Consider the following 20,840-nt stretch of genomic DNA (forward strand, 5'->3'; position numbering starts at 1 on the left):
AGTGTTATTCTTATATGAGTTTGGGAAATGACAGGCAGAGGATAATGCTGGCTTATCTTCATTTATTGTAAATACGTGCGCATAATTTCCTGAAACATCAGTTTATTAACGCATTTGTGATCGGGATCGCTGATTGGTTATTCTTCGGGCAGGGTGCGCACTTTTTAACAGGCACAAAGTAAAAAGGGGCGCTAGCGCCCCTGTGATTAGCGGCTGGCCTGGTCCAGTTGATCAATCTGTTCCGGGGTCAGCGTGAGCTGCGTCGCGCCAGTCAGATCGTCGAGCTGTTTAAGTGAGGTAGCACTGACAATCGGTGCGGTGATACCGGGCCGGGCAATCTGCCAGGCCAGCGCCACCTGCGTCGGTGTCACCTGATGCGCATCGCTGATCGCATCCAGCGCGTCGAGGATCCGCAAACCGCGCGGGTTGAGGTATTTGTCTACCACGCCCTGACCCCGCGCGCTTTTACTGGCATCCACTGCATCACGGTATTTGCCACTGAGAAAACCGCTGGCGAGTGAGTAGTAGTTGATCACACCTAAACCGTGCGCCCTGACCACCGGCTCCAGTTCCGACTCAAAGGGCTGTCGGTCATAAAGGTTGTATTCCGGTTGCAGGGTTTCATAACGCGCCAGCCCCTCCGTTTCACTGATCTGCAATGCCTCCTCAAGCCGCGCCGCGCTGTAGTTCGAGGCGCCAATAGCCCGGACTTTCCCCTCGCGAATCAGACTGTCAAAGGTGCTCAGCGTGTCCGACAGCGGCGTATCCTGATCGTCACGGTGCGCCTGATAGAGGTCGATGTAGTCAGTCTGTAACCGGCGCAGTGAATCTTCGACCGCCTGACGGATATATTGCGGCTTCAGCCCGGTTTTTTCCGGCGACAGTTCCATACCGACTTTAGTTGCCAGCACGATCCGATCGCGCTTGCCGCTTTTTTTCAGCCACTCACCAATAATGGTTTCCGACTCACCGCCCTTGTTACCGGGTGCCCAGCGGGAATAGACATCGGCGGTGTCGATAAACCACAGGCCTCGATCCACCAGCGCATCCAGCAGAGAAAAGGAGGTGGTTTGATCCACTGTCCAGCCAAACACGTTGCCGCCAAACGTCAGTAACGGCACCGTAATACCACTGTCACCCAACTGCCGGGTTTGATTCTGACTCATTATCTGCTCCTGATTTGCCTGACAAACGGTCTGTTTTTTAGCATAGCAAAGTCATTTCACGCCTTTATGATGATTGTGCTGCGATTAATGCAGGAACAGGCATAATTACCCCGCCCTGACAGATATCCTTATTTCCTTCAACTTCTGCCCGTCAGAGGCGACTACAATCTTTCGTTTGCAGGCTACCCCTTTCATGTCTGCGCCTGGGACTACGTCACTGCTGGAGAGCATCAACAATCATGAGCACCCGACATCCTGTTATGAAGAAAACCCTGATCGTGCTGGCCCTGATAGCCGTGGCCGCTGGCGGCTACTATGCCTGGCAGCGCAATGCCCAGCCGCAGAGCAGCAGCCAGACGGATTCGCCAGCGCCACGTGGCGGCAAAGGTGGGGGTGATGGCGCGCGTCGTCCCCTCGCACCGGTTCAGGCGGCAACCGCCACCCGCCAGAGCGTGCCGCAATTCCTCAGCGGACTGGGAACGGTGACCGCTGCTAACACGGCCACGGTGCGCAGTCGGGTCAATGGCGACCTGCTGGCGATCCACTTCACCGAAGGCCAGCAGGTTAACGCAGGCGATCTGCTGGCAGAAGTCGACCCGCGGCCTTATCAGGTGGCGTTAACCCAGGCTCAGGGCCAGCTGGCGAAAGATCAGGCGACGCTGGCGAATGCCCGTCGCGACCTGGCACGCTTCGAGAAGCTGGCAAAAACCTCGCTGGTGTCGCAACAGGAGCTGGACACTCAGCGCTCACTGGTGAGTGAAACGCTCGGCACCCTGAAAGCAGATGAGGGCGGCGTTGCCAGTGCACAGCTTAATCTGACCTACAGCCGGATCACCGCGCCGATTGCTGGCCGGGTCGGGCTGAAACAGGTGGATGTTGGCAACTATGTCACCAGCGGCGACACCACCGGTATCGTGGTGATCACCCAGACGCACCCGATTGATGTGGTTTTTACCCTGGCAGAAAACAGCATCAGTTCGATTCTGCAGGCGCAGAAAAGCGGCCAGCCGTTGCTGGTGGAGGCCTGGGATCGCAGTAATCAGAATCTGATCGCCAGCGGCAAACTGCTGAGCCTCGATAACCAGATTGATGTCACTACCGGCACCATCAAAATCAAAGCGCGTTTTGATAATCAGGACGACACGCTGTTCCCTAACCAGTTCGTCAATGTGCGACTGAAGGTCAACACCCTGCAGGATGCAGTGGTCATTCCGCCTGCCGCATTACAGATGGGCAATGAGGGCCACTTTGTCTGGGTGGTCAACAGTGACAACAAGGTCAGCAAGAAAAGTGTGATGGCCGGCCTGCAGGATAGTGAAAAAGTCGTGATCAGCGCCGGTCTGGAGGCGGGTGAACGCGTGGTGACCGACGGGCTGGATCGCCTGACCGAAGGCGAGAAAGTTGAGGTGGTAGCGCCGCAGAGCAACGCACCGCGCGCTACCCGCGCGACCCTGCCGTCAAAAGGAGAGCGTGAGTAATGCAGGTCATGCCTCCCGATCACAGTGGCGGGCCGTCACGCCAGTTTATTCTGCGCCCGGTCGCCACCACGCTGTTGATGATTGCGATTCTGCTGGCCGGGATACTGGGCTACCGCTTCCTGCCGGTCTCGGCGCTGCCCGAAGTCGACTATCCGACCATCCAGGTCGTCACGCTCTATCCGGGTGCCAGCCCGGATGTGGTCACCTCCTCTATCACCGCCCCGCTTGAGCGCCAGTTTGGTCAGATGTCTGGGCTGAAACAGATGGCGTCGCAAAGCTCCGGCGGTGCCTCGGTCGTAACGCTGCAGTTCCAGCTGACGCTGCCGCTGGATGTGGCCGAGCAGGAGGTGCAGGCGGCCATCAACTCAGCGACCAACCTGCTGCCCAACGACCTGCCTAATCCGCCGGTCTACAGCAAAGTGAATCCTGCCGATCCACCGATCATGACGCTGGCCGTTACCACGCGCAGCATGCCGCTGACGCAGGTGCAGGACATGGTGGAAACGCGTGTCGCACAGAAAATCTCTCAGGTCAGCGGCGTCGGGCTGGTGACGCTTTCGGGTGGCCAGCGTCCGGCGGTGCGAGTGAAGATGAATGCGCAGGCGCTGGCGGCGCTGGGTCTGACCAGCGAAACGGTGCGGACTGCCATCAGCAATGCCAATGTCAATTCTGCCAAAGGCAGCCTGGATGGCCCGACCCGCTCCGTCACCCTATCAGCCAATGACCAGATGAAATCGGCGGAAGATTATCGCCAGCTGATCATCAGCTATAAAAATGGTGCGCCGGTACGTCTGGGTGATGTGGCGACTATCGAACAGGGAGCTGAAAACAGCTGGCTCGGTGCCTGGGCTAATCGCGATGCGGCGATTGTGCTCAACGTTCAGCGTCAGCCTGGCGCCAATATCATCGCCACGGCGGATAATATCCGTGCCATGCTGCCCGCCCTGACTGCCGCTCTGCCAAAATCGGTAGACGTTAAACTTCTCACCGACCGCACCACCAATATTCGCGCTTCAGTGAACGACACGCAGTTTGAGCTGATGCTGGCGATGGCGCTGGTCGTGATGATCATCTATCTGTTTCTGCGCAACGTGCCCGCCACGCTGATCCCGGCGGTGGCGGTTCCGCTTTCGCTGATCGGCACCTTTGCGGCGATGTACTTCCTCGGCTTTTCCATTAACAACCTGACGCTGATGGCGCTGACCATCGCCACCGGCTTTGTGGTCGATGATGCCATCGTGGTGATTGAGAACATCTCACGCTATATCGAGAAAGGAGAAAAACCGCTCACCGCCGCGCTGAAAGGGGCCGGAGAAATTGGCTTCACCATCATCTCCCTGACCTTCTCGCTGATTGCGGTGCTGATTCCGCTGCTGTTTATGGGCGACGTGATTGGCCGCCTGTTCCGTGAATTTGCCGTGACGCTGGCGGTGGCGATTCTGATTTCAGCAGTGGTGTCACTGACTCTGACGCCGATGATGTGCGCCAGGATGCTGAGCGCGGAGTCGCTGCGCAAACAGAACCGCTTTTCGCGGGCCAGTGAAGCGATTTTTGATCGTATCGTCGCCACGTACGGTCGTGGCCTGAGCCGGGTGCTGAATCACCCCTGGCTGACGCTGTCGGTGGCGCTGGGCACTCTGGTCCTGACGCTGCTGCTGTGGATGGTGATCCCGAAAGGCTTCTTCCCGCAGCAGGACAACAGCATTATTCAGGGTACGCTGCAGGCCCCGCAGTCAGTCTCTTACGCCAGTATGGCGCAACGCGCCCGCGATGTTGCCTCCATTATTATGAAAGATCCGGCGGTTGAGAGCATGACCTCGTTTGTCGGCGTGGATGGCACCAATGCTTCGCTGAACAGCGCGCGGCTGCAGATCAACCTCAAGCCGCTGGATCAGCGCGACGACCGGATTCCTGCTATACAGCAGCGCCTGCAACAGCAGGTCAGTGCGGTGCCAGGCGTGCAGCTGTGGCTGCAGGCGGTGCAGGATCTCACCATTGATACACAGGCGAGCCGCACACCGTACCAGTTCACACTGCAATCGGGTTCACTGTCGTCGCTCAGCACCTGGGTTCCGGCCCTGCTGACCCGGCTCAGCACCCTGCCACAGCTGCGCGATGTCAGCAGTGACTGGCAGGATCAGGGGCTGGAAGCTTATGTCAACGTGGACCGCGACAGCGCCAGCCGCCTCGGCATCAGCATGGCGGACGTCGATAACGCGCTGTATAACGCCTTTGGGCAGCGGCTGATCTCCACCATCTATACCCAGGCGAATCAGTATCGCGTGGTGCTGGAGCAGGATAATAATGCCACGCCAGGGCTGGCGAGCCTGGATGCGATTCGCCTGAACAGCAGCGACGGCGGCAGCGTGCCGCTGAGCGCCATTGCCCGCATCGAGCAGCGCTACACGCCACTGAGCATTAACCATCTCGACCAGTTCCCATCGGCGACCTTCTCGTTCAATGTGGCTGACGGCTATTCGCTGGAAGATGCGGTAAAAGCCGTTTCCCAGGCGGAAGCGGAGCTTGGCATGCCTGCCGAGCTGATGACCCAGTTCCAGGGCAGCACGCTGGCCTTTGAGGCGGCGCTCAGCAGCACGGTCTGGCTGATTGTGGCGGCCATTGTGGCGATGTACATCGTCCTGGGCGTGCTCTATGAGAGCTTTATTCACCCGATCACCATTCTCTCGACGCTGCCCACCGCGGGCGTCGGCGCGCTGCTGGCGCTGATGCTCAGCGGCAATGAGCTGGATATCGTGGCGATTATCGGCATCATCCTGCTCATCGGCATCGTGAAAAAGAACGCCATCATGATGATCGACTTTGCGCTGGCGGCGGAGCGTGAACAGGGTATGAAGCCTTATGATGCGATCTATCAGGCCTGCCTGCTGCGCTTCCGCCCGATTCTGATGACCACGCTGGCGGCCCTGCTCGGCGCGCTGCCATTGATGCTCAGCACCGGCGTCGGGGCCGAACTGCGTCATCCGCTGGGCATTGCCATGGTCGGCGGACTGATTCTGAGCCAGGTGCTGACGCTGTTCACCACACCGGTGATCTACCTGCTGTTTGATCGGCTGGCGCACGCCACCCGTCGCCGCTTTGGCCGCACGGAGGCCGCAGAGTGAAGTTCTTTGCCCTGTTCATCAACCGGCCCGTCGCGACGACCTTGCTGACGCTGGCCATCGCCCTGGCGGGCATGCTGGGTTTCCGGCTGCTGCCAGTGGCGCCGCTGCCGCAGGTCGATTTCCCGGTGATCGTTATCTCGGCGTCACTACCAGGCGCGTCGCCGGAGATTATGGCGTCGTCGGTGGCCACGCCGCTGGAGCGCTCGCTGGGACGCATCGCGGGCGTCAGTGAAATGACCTCAACCAGTTCGCTGGGCAGCACCCGCATCATTCTGGTGTTCGATTTTGATCGCGACATTAACGGCGCGGCGCGCGATGTGCAGGCCGCGATCAACGCGGCGCAAAGCCTGCTGCCCACCGGCATGCCGTCGCGTCCCACTTATCGCAAAGTGAATCCCTCTGATGCGCCGATTATGATCATGACGCTGACCTCGGATACCTATAATCCCGGTCAGCTCTATGATTACGCCTCGACCCAGCTGGCACAAAAGCTGTCACAGATTGAGGGCGTGGGTGACGTCACAGTGGGCGGCAGTTCGCTGCCTGCGGTGCGTGTGGCGCTCAATCCGCAGGCGCTGTTTAATCAGGGCGTGTCGCTGGATGCGGTGCGCACCGCGATCTCAAACGCCAACCAGCGCCGGCCGCAGGGCGCACTGGACGACGCGCAGCAGCGCTGGCAGTTGCGTACCAATGACGCGCTGCAGACCGCCCGTGAGTATCAGCCGCTGGTAGTGCACTACAACAACGGTGCAGCGGTGAAGCTGTCAGACGTGGCGACCGTCGAGGATTCGGTTCAGGACGTGCGTAACGCCGGGATGTCGCGCGGTAAACCGGCGGTGCTGCTGCTGATCCGCAAAACGCCTGAAGCCAACGTCATCGATACGGTTGACCGCATCCGCGCCGAAATGCCATTGCTGCATGAGGTGATCCCCGCCGCCATCGATCTGCAGATTGCTCAGGATCGCTCGCCTACCATTCGCGCCTCGCTGCATGAAGTGGAACAGTCTCTGTTAATCGCCGTGGCGCTGGTGATTCTGGTGGTGTTTGTTTTCCTGCGCTCCGGTCGTGCCACGCTGATCCCCGCCGTCGCCGTGCCGGTTTCGCTGATCGGCACCTTTGCCGCGATGTACCTGTGCGGCTTCAGCCTGAATAACCTCTCGCTGATGGCGCTGACCATCGCCACCGGCTTTGTGGTGGATGACGCGATCGTGGTGCTGGAGAACATTGCCCGCCACGTCGAAGCAGGCATGAAACCGCTGGCCGCCGCGCTGAAAGGGGTACGGGAAGTCGGCTTTACCGTGCTGTCGATGAGCCTGTCGCTGGTTGCCGTGTTCCTGCCGCTGCTGATGATCGGCGGGCTGATTGGCCGTTTCTTCTCTGAGTTTGCCATTACGCTGTCGGTGTCGATTGTTATCTCGCTGTTTATCTCCATCACCCTGACACCGATGATGTGCGCGTATCTGCTGAAGCCGCACGGGCCGCGCAGCCAGCCACGCCGGCGCGGCGCGGGTCGGCTGCTGATTGCGATCCAGCAGGGGTATGGTCGTTCGCTTAACGTGGTGCTGAACCATGCTCGCTGGGTCATGCTGCTGTTTTTCGCCACCATCTTCCTGACCGGCTGGCTGTTTGTTCATATTCCGAAAACTTTTATGCCGGAACAGGATACCGGGCGGCTCTCCGGCTTTATCTCTGCTGACCAGAGCATTTCGTTTCAGGCAATGCGCAGTAAGCTGCAGGATTTTATGGAGATTGTCGGCGCCGATCCCGCTGTTGACAGCGTAGTGGGCTTTACCGGTGGCACGCGTACCAACAGCGGCTCAATGTTTATCTCCCTGAAACCGCTGTCAGAGCGCAAAGAGAGTGCCGTGGAGATCATCGCGCGGTTGCGCACAAAGCTGGCAAAAGAGCCGGGTGCCAGCCTCTACCTGAATGCGGTGCAGGATCTGCGGGTCGGTGGCCGGGAGTCAAATGCTGGTTATCAGTATTCACTGCTGTCAGACGATCTCGCCGCCCTGCGAACGTGGGAACCGAAAATCCGCGAGGCGTTCTCTGCCCTGCCGCAGCTGGCGGACGTGAACTCCGATCAGCAGGATAAAGGCAGCGAGATGGCGCTGACCTATGACCGCGAAAGCATGGCGCGGCTCGGTATCGACGTCTCTCAGGCTAATGCCCTGCTGAATAACGCCTTTGGTCAGCGTCAGATCTCTACCATCTATCAGCCGCTTAACCAGTACAAAGTGGTGATGGAGGTCGATCCACGCTACACCCAGGATATCAGCGCCCTGTCACAGATGTTCGTAATTAACAGCGAAGGCAAAGCGATACCGCTGTCGTGGTTCGCCCACTGGCAGCCAGCGAATGCGCCGCTGTCGGTCAATCATGAAGGGCTGTCGGCGGCATCGACCATCTCATTCAACCTGCCAGAGGGTGTGTCGCTGTCACAGGCGTCGGAGGCGATTGAACGCACCATGACGGCGATCGGCGTACCATCCAGCGTGCGTGGCAGCTTTGCCGGAACCGCGCAGGTGTTTCAGCAGTCGCAGAGCAGCCAGCTCTGGCTGATGCTGGCGGCGATAGCGGCGGTCTATATCGTGCTGGGCATCCTCTATGAGAGCTATGTGCATCCGCTGACCATTCTCTCAACCCTGCCCTCGGCGGGTGTGGGGGCGCTGCTGGCGCTGGAACTGTTTGATACGCCCTTCAGCCTGATCGCGCTAATCGGGATTCTGCTGCTGATCGGTATCGTGAAAAAGAACGCCATCATGATGGTCGACTTTGCGCTGGAGGCCGAACGCAACGGCCAGCTCAGCGCGCGGGAGGCGATATTCCAGGCCTGCCTGTTGCGCTTCCGGCCGATTATGATGACCACGCTGGCAGCGCTGTTTGGCGCGCTGCCGCTGGTGCTGAGCAGCGGCGACGGTGCTGAACTGCGCCAGCCGCTGGGGATTACCATCGCGGGCGGCCTGGTGATGAGTCAGTTGCTGACGCTCTACACCACGCCGGTTGTCTATTTAATGATGGATAAGCTGCGGCGCAGAAAACGCCCGCTGGCCGCCGCACAGCAGCCGTAATGGGTCTGGCTGCGACGGACGGCGGATGTGACGCCTTGATCGGGGGGATTGATGACTTCGCAAAGCACTAACGTCCGCTGGCAACTGTGGATTGTTGCCATCGGTTTCTTTATGCAGACGCTGGATACCACCATCGTCAATACCGCGATCCCGTCGATGGCACACGACCTGGGCGTCAGCCCGCTGCACATGCACTCGGTGATCGTCTATTACGTGCTGACGGTGGCCGTGATGCTGCCGGTCAGCGGCTGGCTGGCGGATCGCTTTGGCGTGCGCAACATCTTCTTCTGCGCGATTGTGCTGTTCAGCCTGGGTTCGCTGCTGTGCGCCATCTCCGGCACGCTGGATCAGCTGGTGCTGTCGCGCGTGGTTCAGGGGATTGGCGGAGCCATGATGGTGCCGGTGGGTCGCCTGACGGTGATGAAAATCGTGCCGCGCGAACAGTACATGTCGGCCATGACCTTTGTGACCCTGCCCGGCCAGATTGGTCCGTTGCTGGGTCCGGCGCTGGGCGGTGTGCTGGTGGAGTACGCCAGCTGGCACTGGATCTTTCTGATTAATATCCCGGTCGGCATTGCTGGCGCTATCGCCACCCTGATGCTGATGCCCAACTACCGCATGCAGACACGCCGCTTTGATTTCGGTGGTTTTATCCTGCTGGCCGCCGGGATGGCTACCCTGACACTGGCACTGGATGGTCAGCGCAGCAGCGGCGGTTCGCCATTGCTGCTGGGTGCCATGATCCTCACTGGCATGTTTTCTCTGCTGTTTTACCTGATGCATGCGCGCGGCAATGATAACGCGCTGTTCAGCCTGAAGCTGTTTGATAATCGCGTTTATTCTATTGGCCTGCTCGGCAGTTTTACCGGCCGCATCGGCAGCGGCATGCTGCCCTTTATGACGCCAATCTTTCTGCAGCTCGGCATGGGCTACAGCCCGTTTCACGCCGGTCTGATGATGATTCCGATGGTGCTGGGCAATATGGGAATGAAGCGCATTGTGGTGCGCATCGTCAATCTCTATGGCTACCGTAATGTGCTGGTGATGTCGACCATAGCGCTGGCGCTGGTGGTCCTGCTGTTCCCAGTGGTGGCGCTCATGGGCTGGGTCTGGCTGCTGCCGCTGGTGCTGTTTCTGCAGGGCATGGTCAACGCCATTCGCTTCTCTTCGATGAATACCCTGACGCTGAAGGAGTTGCCGGATGAGCTGGCCTCCAGCGGCAACAGTCTGCTGTCGATGATTATGCAGCTGTCGATGAGTATTGGCGTCACCGTGGCCGGGCTGCTGCTGGGCGCGTTTGCCCAGGAGAGCGCAGCAAACAGCGTAGCGGAGCACCAGATGTTTATTTATACCTACCTTTGCATGTCGCTGATTATCATCCTGCCCGCGCTGGTGTTCTGGCGCGTCCCGCCACAGGTAAGTACCAACGTTGATCTGCGACGCCGGAGAAAAAAATGAGAGTTAACCTGCGCCTGGGCATCGGGGCCAAACTGTTTATGGCGATTTTCGCCACCTGCATGCTGGTGCTGATCACCATGCACTGGGGCGTTCGCCTCAGTTTCGAACATGGCTTTGTCGACTACATCAAGCGCGGCAACGAGCAGCGATTAAATCTGCTCAGCGATGCGCTGGCCGATCAGTATGAGCAACACGGTAACTGGGATTTTCTGCGCCACAACGATCGGCTGATCTTCACCATGCTGCGTTCGCTGGAGCAGAATCCTGACAGCAGCAGTCAGCTGCCGCCACACGGCTGGCGCACCCAGTTCTGGGTCCTCGATCAGCAATATAAAGTGATGGTCGGACCGCCGGGGCCGGTGCCCCCGGAAGGCACAAGACGCAATATCACGACCAGTACCGGTAAGGTGGTTGGCTGGGTGATCGGCTCGCCGCCAGAACGGCTGACGCGCAGTACCGATATTAACTTTGATCAACAGCAGCGGCGCACCAGCTGGATTATCGTGGGGCTGTCAACGCTGCTGGCGGCGCTGGCGACCTGGCTGATGGCGCGGGGCCTGCTGGCGCCGGTTAAGCGGCTGGTCGATGGCACGCATCATCTGGCGGCCGGTAATTTTGCCACCCGCGTTGAGGTCAGCAGCCGGGATGAGCTGGGCCAGCTGGCCGGTGACTTTAACCTGCTGGCCAGCTCGCTGGAAAAAAACGAAAGCATGCGCCGCGCCTTTATGGCTGATATCTCCCATGAGCTGCGCACGCCGCTGGCGATCCTGCGCGGTGAACTGGAAGCGATGCAGGATGGCGTACGCAAACTGACGCCGGATGCGATCGCCTCACTGCAGAGTGAAGTCGTGGTGCTGACCAAGCTGGTAGAAGACCTGCATCAGCTGTCGCTGTCGGACGTGGGTGCCCTCGCCTACCGCAAGCAGGCGACCGATCTGGTGCAGTTGCTGGAAGTGACAGCCGGCAGCTTTGCCGAACGTTATCGCGCGCACGGCCTGACGCTGAAGCTGAATCTGCCCGACAATGCCCCTTTCTTCGGCGATCCCGATCGCCTGATGCAGCTGTTCACCAATCTGCTGGAAAACAGCCTGCGCTACACCGACAGCGGTGGGCGGGTTGAAGTGACGCTGAAGTATGAAGCCCCCCACTGGCACATTGAGTTTGATGACAGCGCACCGGGCGTAGACAGAGAACATCAGGTGCAGATTTTTGAGCGCTTTTTCCGCACCGAAGGCTCGCGCAATCGTGCCAGCGGCGGTTCGGGCCTGGGCCTGGCCATCTGTAAAAATATCGCAGATGCGCACGGCGGCGATATTCATGCGGCGCACTCTGATTTAGGTGGACTGAAAATCGCGCTACACTTGCGCTATGTTCCCCCTGTGTAGACGCTTATGAGCCAGGAAAACCACGACCCGCTGATTCTGGTGGTCGAAGATGAGCCGAAACTGGCGCAGCTGATGATCGATTATCTGCACGCCTCGAACTACCGTACCCATCACATCGCCGACGGCAATGCGGTGCTGGAGTATGTGCGCCAGACGCCACCCGACCTGATGCTGCTGGATTTGATGCTGCCGGGCACCGACGGCTTAACGCTGTGCCGCGAAATCCGTCGTCATTCCGAACTGCCGATTATTATGGTCACCGCCCGCACCGAAGAGATTGATCGGTTGCTGGGGCTGGAGCTGGGCGCGGATGACTACATCTGCAAACCCTTCAGCCCACGTGAAGTGGTGGCGCGGGTTAAAACGATTCTGCGCCGGGTAAAACGTTCAGCGGAAGAGCCGCAGAGCGCCTCGTTACTGCGGGTTGATGAGAGCCGCTTCTTCGCCAGCTGGCGCGAAAAGCCGCTGGATCTTACCCCGGCGGAGTTCCGGCTGCTGAAAACCCTGTCGCTGGAGCCGGGCAAGGTTTTTTCACGCGAACAGCTGCTCAACCATCTCTATGATGACTATCGCGTGGTCACGGATCGCACCATCGACAGCCATATCAAGAATCTGCGGCGCAAGCTGGAGAATCTTGACAGCGAGCAACCCTTTATCCGTGCGGTCTACGGCATGGGCTATCGCTGGGAAGCCGACGCCTGTCATTTGATCTAGTTTGATCCCGATCAATTTACTTCCCTTTTCTCACTGCCTACAATTCCGCACCTTTTGCAGGGCTTAGAGCTTATCCTAGTAGGCGTAATTGTTGCAGGCAGTCTGGACACGGACAGCGCGGAACAACCGGAGCGTACACGTAGTACGTGAGGATTGTGAGCACTGCCCAGGTTCAGACTGACAAATAAAATAGCCGAATGGGATAGGCTCTTAACGGCCCTGCACCTGCCGCTTAAGGCGGCATACTGACCTGACATCAGTGAGAACATCATGAAACCCGAACTGCTTTCTCCCGCCGGCACGCTGAAAAACATGCGTTATGCCTTTGCTTATGGTGCCGATGCTGTCTATGCCGGCCAGCCACGCTACAGCCTGCGGGTGCGCAACAACGAATTTACCCACGAGAACCTCGCGCTGGGCATCAACGAAGCGCATGCGCTGGGCAAAAAATTCTACGTGGTGGTAAACATTGCGCCGCACAACGCCAAGCTGAAAACCTTTATTCGTGACTTAACGCCGGTGGTGGCGATGCAGCCTGACGCACTGATCATGTCCGATCCCGGCCTGATTATGCTGGTGCGTGAGGCTTTCCCGACGATGCCGATTCACCTGTCAGTACAGGCCAATGCGGTCAACTGGGCCACGGTAAAATTCTGGCAGCAGATGGGGCTGAGCCGGGTGATTCTGTCACGCGAGCTGTCACTGGAGGAGATCGCTGAGATCCGCCAGCAGGTGCCGGAGATGGAGCTGGAAGTGTTTGTTCATGGTGCGCTCTGTATGGCCTATTCCGGTCGCTGTCTGCTGTCGGGCTATATGAACAAACGCGATCCGAATCAGGGCACCTGCACCAACGCCTGCCGCTGGGAGTATAAAGTGGCGGAAGGCCAGCAGGATGAAGTGGGGAATATCGTCGGTATTCATGAGCCCATCCCGGTACAGGATGTGACGCCCACGCTGGGTATCGGTCAGCCCACCGACAAGGTATTTCTGCTGGAAGAGAAGATGAAGCCGGGTGAGGTGATGAGCGCGTTCGAAGATGAACACGGCACCTACATCATGAACTCGCGGGATCTGCGCGCAGTGGCACACGTGGAGCGGCTCAGCGAGATGGGCGTGCATTCGCTGAAAATTGAAGGACGCACCAAGTCCTATTACTACTGCGCCCGCACCGCTCAGGTTTATCGCCGGGCGATTGACGATGCCGCGGCCGGTAAGCCGTTTGACCCCTCACTGCTGTTAACGCTGGAAGGCCTGGCGCATCGTGGTTATACCGAAGGCTTCCTGCGCCGTCATACTCACGACAGCTACCAGAATTATCAGCAGGGTTTTTCGGTCTCGGATCGCCAGCAGTTTGTCGGTGAATTTACCGGCGAGCGTCGGGGCGAATGGGCGGAAGTGGCTGTGAAGAACAAGTTTATGCTGCACGATAGCATGGAGATCATGACGCCCGAAGGCAACCTGAATGGCCAGCTGGATGCCCTGCAGAATGCGCGTGGCGAACCCACTGAGGTTGCACCCGGCGATGGCCATCGCGTCTGGCTGCGTGTGCCGGAAGAGGTCGATCTGCGTTTTGCGCTGCTGTTGCGCAATTTTGATCACGGCGAAGATACCCGTGATCCTCATAATCGTTTACTAACGGAAACAATTTGAGGAAATCAGAACAGGATCACAGACCCCTGCGCAGCGCTGCTTTATAGTCCCGCCTGCTGCTAACGAGTAACAACAAACGGTAGATTTACCAGGAACCACCTCATTTACCCGCCCGGCTCCCCCGTGCGGGTTTTCTTTTTTCTCTCTTTCGCCAATAATTTACTGCTGGCAGCTGTGCTATACATTCCCTTCTTACTCTGTAGATCTTCAAGGAACGCAAAATGGACAATAAACCGCTTACGCTGCTCATCCTGAATGGGAAAGGCGCGGGTAATGATGATCTGCGCGAAGCCATTACCACCCTGCGTGAAGAAGGCTTCGACATTGCGGTGCGTGTCACGTTCGAAAAAGGCGATGGCGACAGGTACGTCAGAGAGGCGATTGCGCTGCAGGCGGAGACCGTCGTAGCCGGTGGCGGCGATGGCACCATTAATGAGGTTGCCACTGCACTGGCGGCATCAGATGCCGATCATCGCCCGGTGCTGGGTATCCTGCCGCTGGGAACCGCCAACGACTTTGCCACCAGCGTCGGTATTCCGGAAGAGATGGAACCGGCACTGCGACTGGCGATTCGGGGCAAAGCGCATGCCATCGACCTGGCCAGAGTGAACCAGAGCCACTACTTCATCAATATGGCGACGGGCGGATTTGGCACTCGCATCACCACAGAAACACCGGAAAAGCTGAAGTCGGCGCTGGGCGGTGTCTCCTACTTTATTCACGGCCTGATGCGCATGGATACGCTGAAGCCTGATACCTGCGAGATCAGCGGTCCCGATTTCGCCTGGCAGGGTGATGCGCTGGTTATCGGTATCGGTAACGGGCGTCAGGCGGGCGGCGGTCAGCGCTTATGCCCTGGTGCGCTGATCAACGATGGCCGGCTTGACGTCAGTATTGTCACCGCGCAGGAGCTGCTGCCGACGCTGCTGCACTCGCTGACCGGCGACGATGAAAATCCCGGTATCGTCACCACGCAGCTGGAGTCGCTGACGATTCGCTCTCCACACGAGATGACCTTTAACCTGGATGGTGAACCGCTCTCCGGACGCGAATTCGTGATTGAGGTGATGGCGGGCGCGCTGAGCTGTCGCCTGCCGCCGCAGTGTGCACTCCTTTCCTGAGTATGGGTCAGGGGGCGAAAGCCCCTTCAGATTTCTGACAAACTCACAGCTGAACGAATTTAGCAGCAATGCATTAGCTTAAAGCGTAGGGAACACGGGCAGAGGAGGAAAGCGTCCCGCGTCAGGGACGACGCGGGCCGAGCATGCCAGGGATGGCGGCTTTTGCGACTTTCCGATCTGACTGTGTTCCCTCCGTCGGCTGGGTCTTACAGCCAGCTGGGGCAGACGCTGCCAATAATCTTAAGAGGGCGAAAGCCCCTTTTTCACGCTGGCCGCCCGTCGTTTTACTACCACGCCGCCCTTTTTGTCGCCAAATAATACGCCAGTTCATTACCCCCTTTCGCCCCAGAAAACTCTCTGTGACTGGCTTCACAACTCTGCCAGACTAACTTGTATGGTAGTATTAAACCGCGTACTTTTTCATCATTGAACGCTGACTGAAAGGCAAACAGGATGAAAATTGTTAAGGCGGAAGTATTCGTAACCTGCGCAGGCAGAAACTTTGTTACCGTGAAGATCACCACCGATCAGGGGCTGACCGGCGTGGGTGATGCCACGCTGAATGGCCGAGAACTGCCGGTCGCCTCCTACCTGAAAGATCACGTCTGCCCGCAGCTGATTGGCCGCGATGCGCATCAGATCGAAGACATCTGGCAATACTTCTATAAAGGCGCTTACTGGCGTCGTGGCCCGGTTACCATGTCTGCGATCTCGGCTGTCGATATGGCGCTGTGGGATATCAAAGGTAAAGCCGCCAACATGCCGCTCTACCAGCTGCTGGGCGGCGCTTCACGCACCGGCGTGATGGTTTATTGCCACACCACCGGCCACTCCATCGATGAAGTGATGGATGACTATGCGAAGCACAAAGAGCTGGGGTTCAAAGCGATCCGTGCGCAGTGCGGCGTGCCGGGCATGAAAACCACCTACGGCATGGCAAAAGGTAAAGGCCTGGCCTATGAACCTGCGACCAAAGGTAACTGGCCGGAAGAGCAGCTCTGGTCAACCGAGAAATACCTCGATTTCACGCCAAAGTTGTTTGAGGCGATCCGCGACAAGTTTGGTTTCGATGAGCATCTGCTGCATGACATGCACCATCGCCTGACGCCGATTGAAGCGGCACGTTTCGGCAAGAGCGTGGAAGATTATCGTCTGTTCTGGATGGAAGATCCGACGCCTGCTGAGAATCAGGAATGCTTCCGTCTGATTCGCCAGCACACCGTCACGCCGATTGCGGTAGGCGAAGTGTTCAACAGCATCTGGGATTGTAAGCAGCTGATTGAAGAGCAGCTGATCGACTATATCCGCACCACCATTACCCACGCGGGCGGCATTACCGGGATGCGTCGTATTGCTGATTTTGCGTCACTCTATCAGGTGCGTACCGGCTCGCACGGCCCATCGGATCTCTCCCCTGTCTGCATGGCGGCTGCGCTGCACTTTGACCTCTGGGTACCGAACTTCGGCGTGCAGGAGTACATGGGCTTCTCGGAACAGATGATGGAACTGTTTGATGCTAACTGGACCTTTGACCAGGGCTACATGCATCCAGGCGACAAGCCGGGCCTCGGCATTGAATTCAACGAGAAACTGGCGGCGAAATATCCCTATGAACCTGCCTATCTGCCGGTCGCCCGTCTTGAAGATGGCACCCTGTGGAACTGGTAAGGAGAACCCCATGAAAAGCGTAGTGATTGAACAGCCAGGTGAACTGGTGTTAGCTGAACGTCCACTGCCACAACCCGCGGCGGGCGAAGTCCGGGTTAAAGTGGCCTATGCCAGCATCTGTGGCTCTGACGTGCATATCTGGCACGGTCATAACCCGTTCGCGAAATATCCGCGAGTGATTGGTCATGAATTTTTTGGCGTGATCGATGCAGTGGGTGATGGTGTCGACGCGGCACGACTGGGCCAGCGCGTGGCGGTCGACCCGGTGGTAAGCTGCGGTCACTGCTATCCCTGCTCGGTAGGCCGTCCGAATGTCTGTACCACCCTGCAGGTGATTGGCGTGCACCGCGACGGCGGTTTCAGCGAGTATGCGCTGGCCCCGGCTAAAAATGCCTGGCACCTGCCGGACGCGATTCCCGATAAGCTCGCCAGCCTGGTCGAGCCCTTCACTATCGCAGCCAACATCACGGCGTTTCTCAAGCCGCAACCGGATGATGTGGCGCTGATTTATGGTGCCGGTCCGATGGGACTCACCGCCATTCAGGTGCTGAAGGGCGTCTATCAGGTAAAAACGGTGATGGTCGTGGATCGCCTGCCGGAACGTCTGGCGCTGGCTAAGCAGAGCGGTGCCGATCAATTATTCGATAACAGCAAAATCCCGTTAGCGGCTCAGCTAGAGGGCGTGCAGCCCACGCTGATTATCGACGCGGCCTGCCACCCCTCCATCCTGGCAGAAGCCGCCGCCCTCGCCTCACCGGCCGCGCGCATCGGTCTGCTGGGCTTTTCCGGTGAACCGTGCAGCATTACTCAGCAAAGTCTTACCAGCAAAGAGCTGTCGCTGTTTACCTCACGTCTTAACAGCAACCGCTTCCCGCAGGTGATTGAATGGATGGAAAAGGGGTTAATCCGGCCAGAGAAGCTGGTCACCCACTACTTCCCGCTGCAGGAGATTGAACGCGCGATGACCCTGTTCGAAAAAGATCCGCGCACCTGCTGCAAAGTGATCCTTCAGATGGGTTAATGCCCGCTGAACACCAGGTGTCCTCTGCCGGTGTGTACCCGCCGGCATAATTAAAAAGATAAAACAGATCACGGAGTTTGTATGTTCAAGAATCTGCGCTGGACCCTCGTTTTGCTGCTGTTCCTGGTTTACATGATCAATTACCTCGATCGTGTTGCCCTGTCTCTGACCGTGCCGCTGGTTGAAAAAGATCTGGCGATTAATGCTGAGCAGTTCGGCATGATCTTCGGCAGCTTCTTCTTCGGCTACGCCCTGTTTAACTTTGTCGGTGGCCTCGCCACTGACCGCTATGGCCCCAAAATCGTGCTGGCCGTGGCCGTGGGTGCCTGGTCCATTTTCTGCGGTATGACCGCGCTGGCTACCGGCTTCTGGTCGCTGCTGATCCTGCGAGTGCTGTTCGGCATGGCTGAAGGCCCGATCTGCTCTTCGGCTAACAAGGCGATTAATGGCTGGTTCCCGAAGAAGCAGGCCGCCACGGCGATGGGCTTACTGAGTGCCGGATCACCGCTGGGCGGCGCGGTAGCCGGTCCGATCATCGGCTATCTGGCCCTGGCCTACGGCTGGCGTCCGGCCTTTGTGATCGTCTGCTGTATCGGTCTGGTATGGATGGCGTTCTGGCTCTTCTTTGCCGCTGATAATCCGGCGAAAAGCAAACTGGTCACCGAAAAAGAGCGTCTGCTGATCGATCGCCTGAAAGCCACCAGCCCGAATGACGAGGTCGACCTGTCTGAAACGCCGCATCCGTTTGGTTACTACCTGCGCCAGCCGATTATCCTGGTCACGGCGTTTGCCTTCTTCTGCTACAACTACATCCTGTTCTTCTTCCTGAGCTGGTTCCCGGCCTATCTGGTGCAGGCGCACGGCCTGGATATCAAATCGATGAGCATCACCACCATGATCCCGTGGATCGTCGGTTTCGTTGGCCTGGCGCTGGGTGGCTGGATCTCTGACAGAATCTTTAATATCACCGGCAAACTGTTGTTGTCCCGCAAAATTGTGCTGGTGGTCTCACTGCTGGCAGCCGCAATTTGTGTGGCACTGGCGGGTACGATAAAAGAGGTGGTTCCCGCCGTGATGATGATGTCGGTGTCCATTTTCTTTCTCTACATCACCGGCGCGATCTACTGGGCGATTATTCAGGATGTGGTGCACAAGAGCCGTATTGGCAGCATCAGCGGTTTTATCCATCTGGTGGGGAGTCTCTCCGGCATCATCGGGCCAATCGTCACCGGCTTTATTGTTCAGCACACCGGTAAGTTCGATAGCGCCTTTATCCTGGCGGGTTGTGTCGCCGCGCTGGGGGCTTTCCTGGTGCTGTTTGTGATTCGCAGTCCGAAACCTGAGGATAAACCGGTTTCGGTCTGAGTGTTGTTCCGCTAACAGAATGATGATTTTGGGGCGCTTTGCGCCCCGTTTGCCATAAGGACGGACTATGTTACAGATTGATCGCCTGCCCGCTGAGGTCCGGCGCCCCGCTTACGACCGCAGCCAGTTAAAAACCCGCATGGTGCATATCGGTTTTGGTGCGTTTCATCGCGCCCATCAGGCACTCTGCAGCGATAAGCTGGCTGAACAGGGCAGCGACTGGGGATACTGCGAAGTGAACCTCAACAGCGGCGCGCTGATTCACGCCCTGCGTGAGCAGCATCTGCTCTATACCCTGACAGAGATGGCCGATGATTTCCTGCATACCCGGGTGATCGGTGTCATCACACAGGCGCTGCACGGTAAAAGTGACGGTATTGAGGCGGTGATTAACGCCATGAGTCAGCCTGAAGTGGCGATTGTCTCCATGACAGTCACTGAAAAAGGCTATTGCCATCAGCCCGCCAGTGGCAATTTAAATCCCGATCATCCCGATATCGTCCATGATCTGCAGCATCCGGATGCGCCGCGCTCGCTACCGGGTCTGATTCTGGCCGCGATCCGCCGCCGCCGTGACCAGGGGTTACCTGCCTTCAGCGTGATGTCCTGTGACAACATGCCGGAAAATGGTCACGTCACCCGTAATGTGATTGTGCAACTGGCCCGGCAGCAGGATCCGGAACTGGCAGAGTACATTCAGCAGCACATGACCTTCCCCTCAACCATGGTGGATCGCATCGTTCCGGCGATGACCGATGCGGCGTTTGCGGCCCTGAGCGCGCGCCTGGGTTCCAGCGACCCGGTTGCGGTTGAAGCGGAACCCTTCTTCCAGTGGGTGATTGAAGATAACTTCGTCAATGGTCGTCCGGCGTGGGAAAAGGCGGGCGCAGAACTGGTCAGTGATGTCCTGCCCTACGAAGAGATGAAACTGCGCATGTTGAATGGCAGCCACTCTTTCCTGGCTTACCTCGGCTTCCTGGCAGGTTATGAGTACATCAGCGACTGCATGGCCGATCCCCATTTCCGTGCCGCCGCCCGTTCCCTGATGATCGATGAGCAGGCACCCACACTGCGGACCCAGGGCGTGGATCTCAATGCCTATGCCGACTCGCTGATCGCTCGTTATGAAAACCGAGCGATTAAACATCGCACCGGACAGATTGCCACTGACGGCACACAGAAACTGCCACAGCGTATGCTCGACAGCCTGCGCTGGCACCTGCAGCGCGGCAGTGACTGCGATTTGCTGCTGCTGGGCGTAGCGGGCTGGATGCGCTATGTCGGTGGCGTTGATGAACAGGGCCAGCCGATTGAAATCCGCGACCCGATGAAAGCGCAGCTCGCAGAGTGCGTTGCCGCCAGCGAAGAGGGTGAGCCTCGCGTACGGGCATTACTCGCCATCCGCGAAGTATTCGGCGAGGATCTGGCGCAGAATGGCGACGTGGTCGCCCGGCTGACGGCCTGGTATCAGCAACTCACCACCCAGGGCGCACGAGCTACAGTGCATCAGTACCTGAACCGCAGCTAATGCTGCGGTCACAAAGCACTGGCGCAGGCGCAGTACCCTGATTAGACTGACACTTTCCCATCGTGCTGGCCTGTGCCAGCCGTAATATGGATA

Annotated in this window: 13 protein-coding genes; 12 read left to right on the forward strand and 1 reads right to left on the reverse strand. The window is 58.3% G+C overall.

Annotated features, from left to right (window positions below; all coding sequences use genetic code 11):
- Positions 1 to 206: 206 nt before the first annotated feature.
- Entirely contained in the window at positions 207 to 1,166 is a 960-nt protein-coding gene (locus FA92_RS11635; RefSeq protein ID WP_033783665.1) for an aldo/keto reductase, read from the reverse strand.
- Positions 1,167 to 1,405: 239 nt separating this feature from the next.
- Between FA92_RS11635 and FA92_RS11640 the strand changes: the two genes are divergently transcribed.
- From FA92_RS11640 to FA92_RS11695, 12 genes are all read left to right on the forward strand, one after another.
- Positions 1,406 to 2,644, forward strand: a complete 1,239-nt coding sequence (locus tag FA92_RS11640) for an MdtA/MuxA family multidrug efflux RND transporter periplasmic adaptor subunit (protein ID WP_033783666.1) — start codon at positions 1,406 to 1,408, stop codon at positions 2,642 to 2,644.
- Complete coding sequence (locus FA92_RS11645) at positions 2,644 to 5,766, forward strand: MdtB/MuxB family multidrug efflux RND transporter permease subunit (protein WP_033783667.1); 3,123 nt, start codon at positions 2,644 to 2,646, stop codon at positions 5,764 to 5,766. Before FA92_RS11640 ends, FA92_RS11645 begins: the two co-directional genes overlap by 1 nt.
- Positions 5,763 to 8,837 carry a multidrug efflux RND transporter permease subunit MdtC gene (gene mdtC / locus FA92_RS11650; RefSeq protein WP_033783668.1) on the forward strand — a complete coding sequence of 1,025 codons (3,075 nt, stop codon included), beginning with the start codon at positions 5,763 to 5,765 and terminating at the stop codon, positions 8,835 to 8,837. The genes FA92_RS11645 and mdtC overlap by 4 nt, the downstream gene beginning before the upstream one ends.
- 51 nt (positions 8,838 to 8,888) lie before the next feature.
- The gene (locus FA92_RS11655; RefSeq protein WP_033783670.1) at positions 8,889 to 10,295 is read left to right on the forward strand and encodes an MFS transporter; all 1,407 of its coding nucleotides are present in this window, start codon (positions 8,889 to 8,891) and stop codon (positions 10,293 to 10,295) included.
- Positions 10,292 to 11,680 (forward strand): two-component system sensor histidine kinase BaeS, encoded by a 1,389-nt coding sequence (gene baeS, locus FA92_RS11660; protein ID WP_033783671.1) that lies wholly within the window; start codon positions 10,292 to 10,294, stop codon positions 11,678 to 11,680. Before FA92_RS11655 ends, baeS begins: the two co-directional genes overlap by 4 nt.
- 6 nt (positions 11,681 to 11,686) lie before the next feature.
- The gene (gene baeR / locus FA92_RS11665; RefSeq protein WP_013358483.1) at positions 11,687 to 12,394 is read left to right on the forward strand and encodes a two-component system response regulator BaeR; all 708 of its coding nucleotides are present in this window, start codon (positions 11,687 to 11,689) and stop codon (positions 12,392 to 12,394) included.
- A 267-nt stretch (positions 12,395 to 12,661) separates the two neighbouring features.
- Entirely contained in the window at positions 12,662 to 14,044 is a 1,383-nt protein-coding gene (gene yegQ, locus FA92_RS11670) for a tRNA 5-hydroxyuridine modification protein YegQ (RefSeq protein ID WP_033783672.1), read from the forward strand.
- A gap of 221 nt (positions 14,045 to 14,265) precedes the next feature.
- On the forward strand, positions 14,266 to 15,165 hold the full coding sequence (yegS, locus tag FA92_RS11675) for a lipid kinase YegS (protein ID WP_033783673.1): 900 nt from the start codon (positions 14,266 to 14,268) through the stop codon (positions 15,163 to 15,165).
- 453 nt (positions 15,166 to 15,618) lie between these two features.
- On the forward strand, positions 15,619 to 16,833 hold the full coding sequence (manD, locus tag FA92_RS11680) for a D-mannonate dehydratase ManD (protein ID WP_033783674.1): 1,215 nt from the start codon (positions 15,619 to 15,621) through the stop codon (positions 16,831 to 16,833).
- Between the two features lie 10 nt (positions 16,834 to 16,843).
- Complete coding sequence (locus FA92_RS11685) at positions 16,844 to 17,854, forward strand: Zn-dependent oxidoreductase (RefSeq protein WP_033783676.1); 1,011 nt, start codon at positions 16,844 to 16,846, stop codon at positions 17,852 to 17,854.
- 81 nt (positions 17,855 to 17,935) lie between these two features.
- Positions 17,936 to 19,219: an MFS transporter gene (locus FA92_RS11690; RefSeq protein ID WP_033733262.1), complete on the forward strand. Its 1,284-nt coding sequence runs from the start codon at positions 17,936 to 17,938 to the stop codon at positions 19,217 to 19,219.
- A 67-nt stretch (positions 19,220 to 19,286) separates the two neighbouring features.
- Positions 19,287 to 20,747, forward strand: a complete 1,461-nt coding sequence (locus tag FA92_RS11695; protein WP_033783677.1) for a mannitol dehydrogenase family protein — start codon at positions 19,287 to 19,289, stop codon at positions 20,745 to 20,747.
- Positions 20,748 to 20,840: the final 93 nt, after the last annotated feature.

The sequence above is a fragment of the Pantoea sp. 9140 genome (genome assembly GCF_000745295.1).
Lineage (GTDB): Bacteria > Pseudomonadota > Gammaproteobacteria > Enterobacterales > Enterobacteriaceae > Pantoea > Pantoea vagans.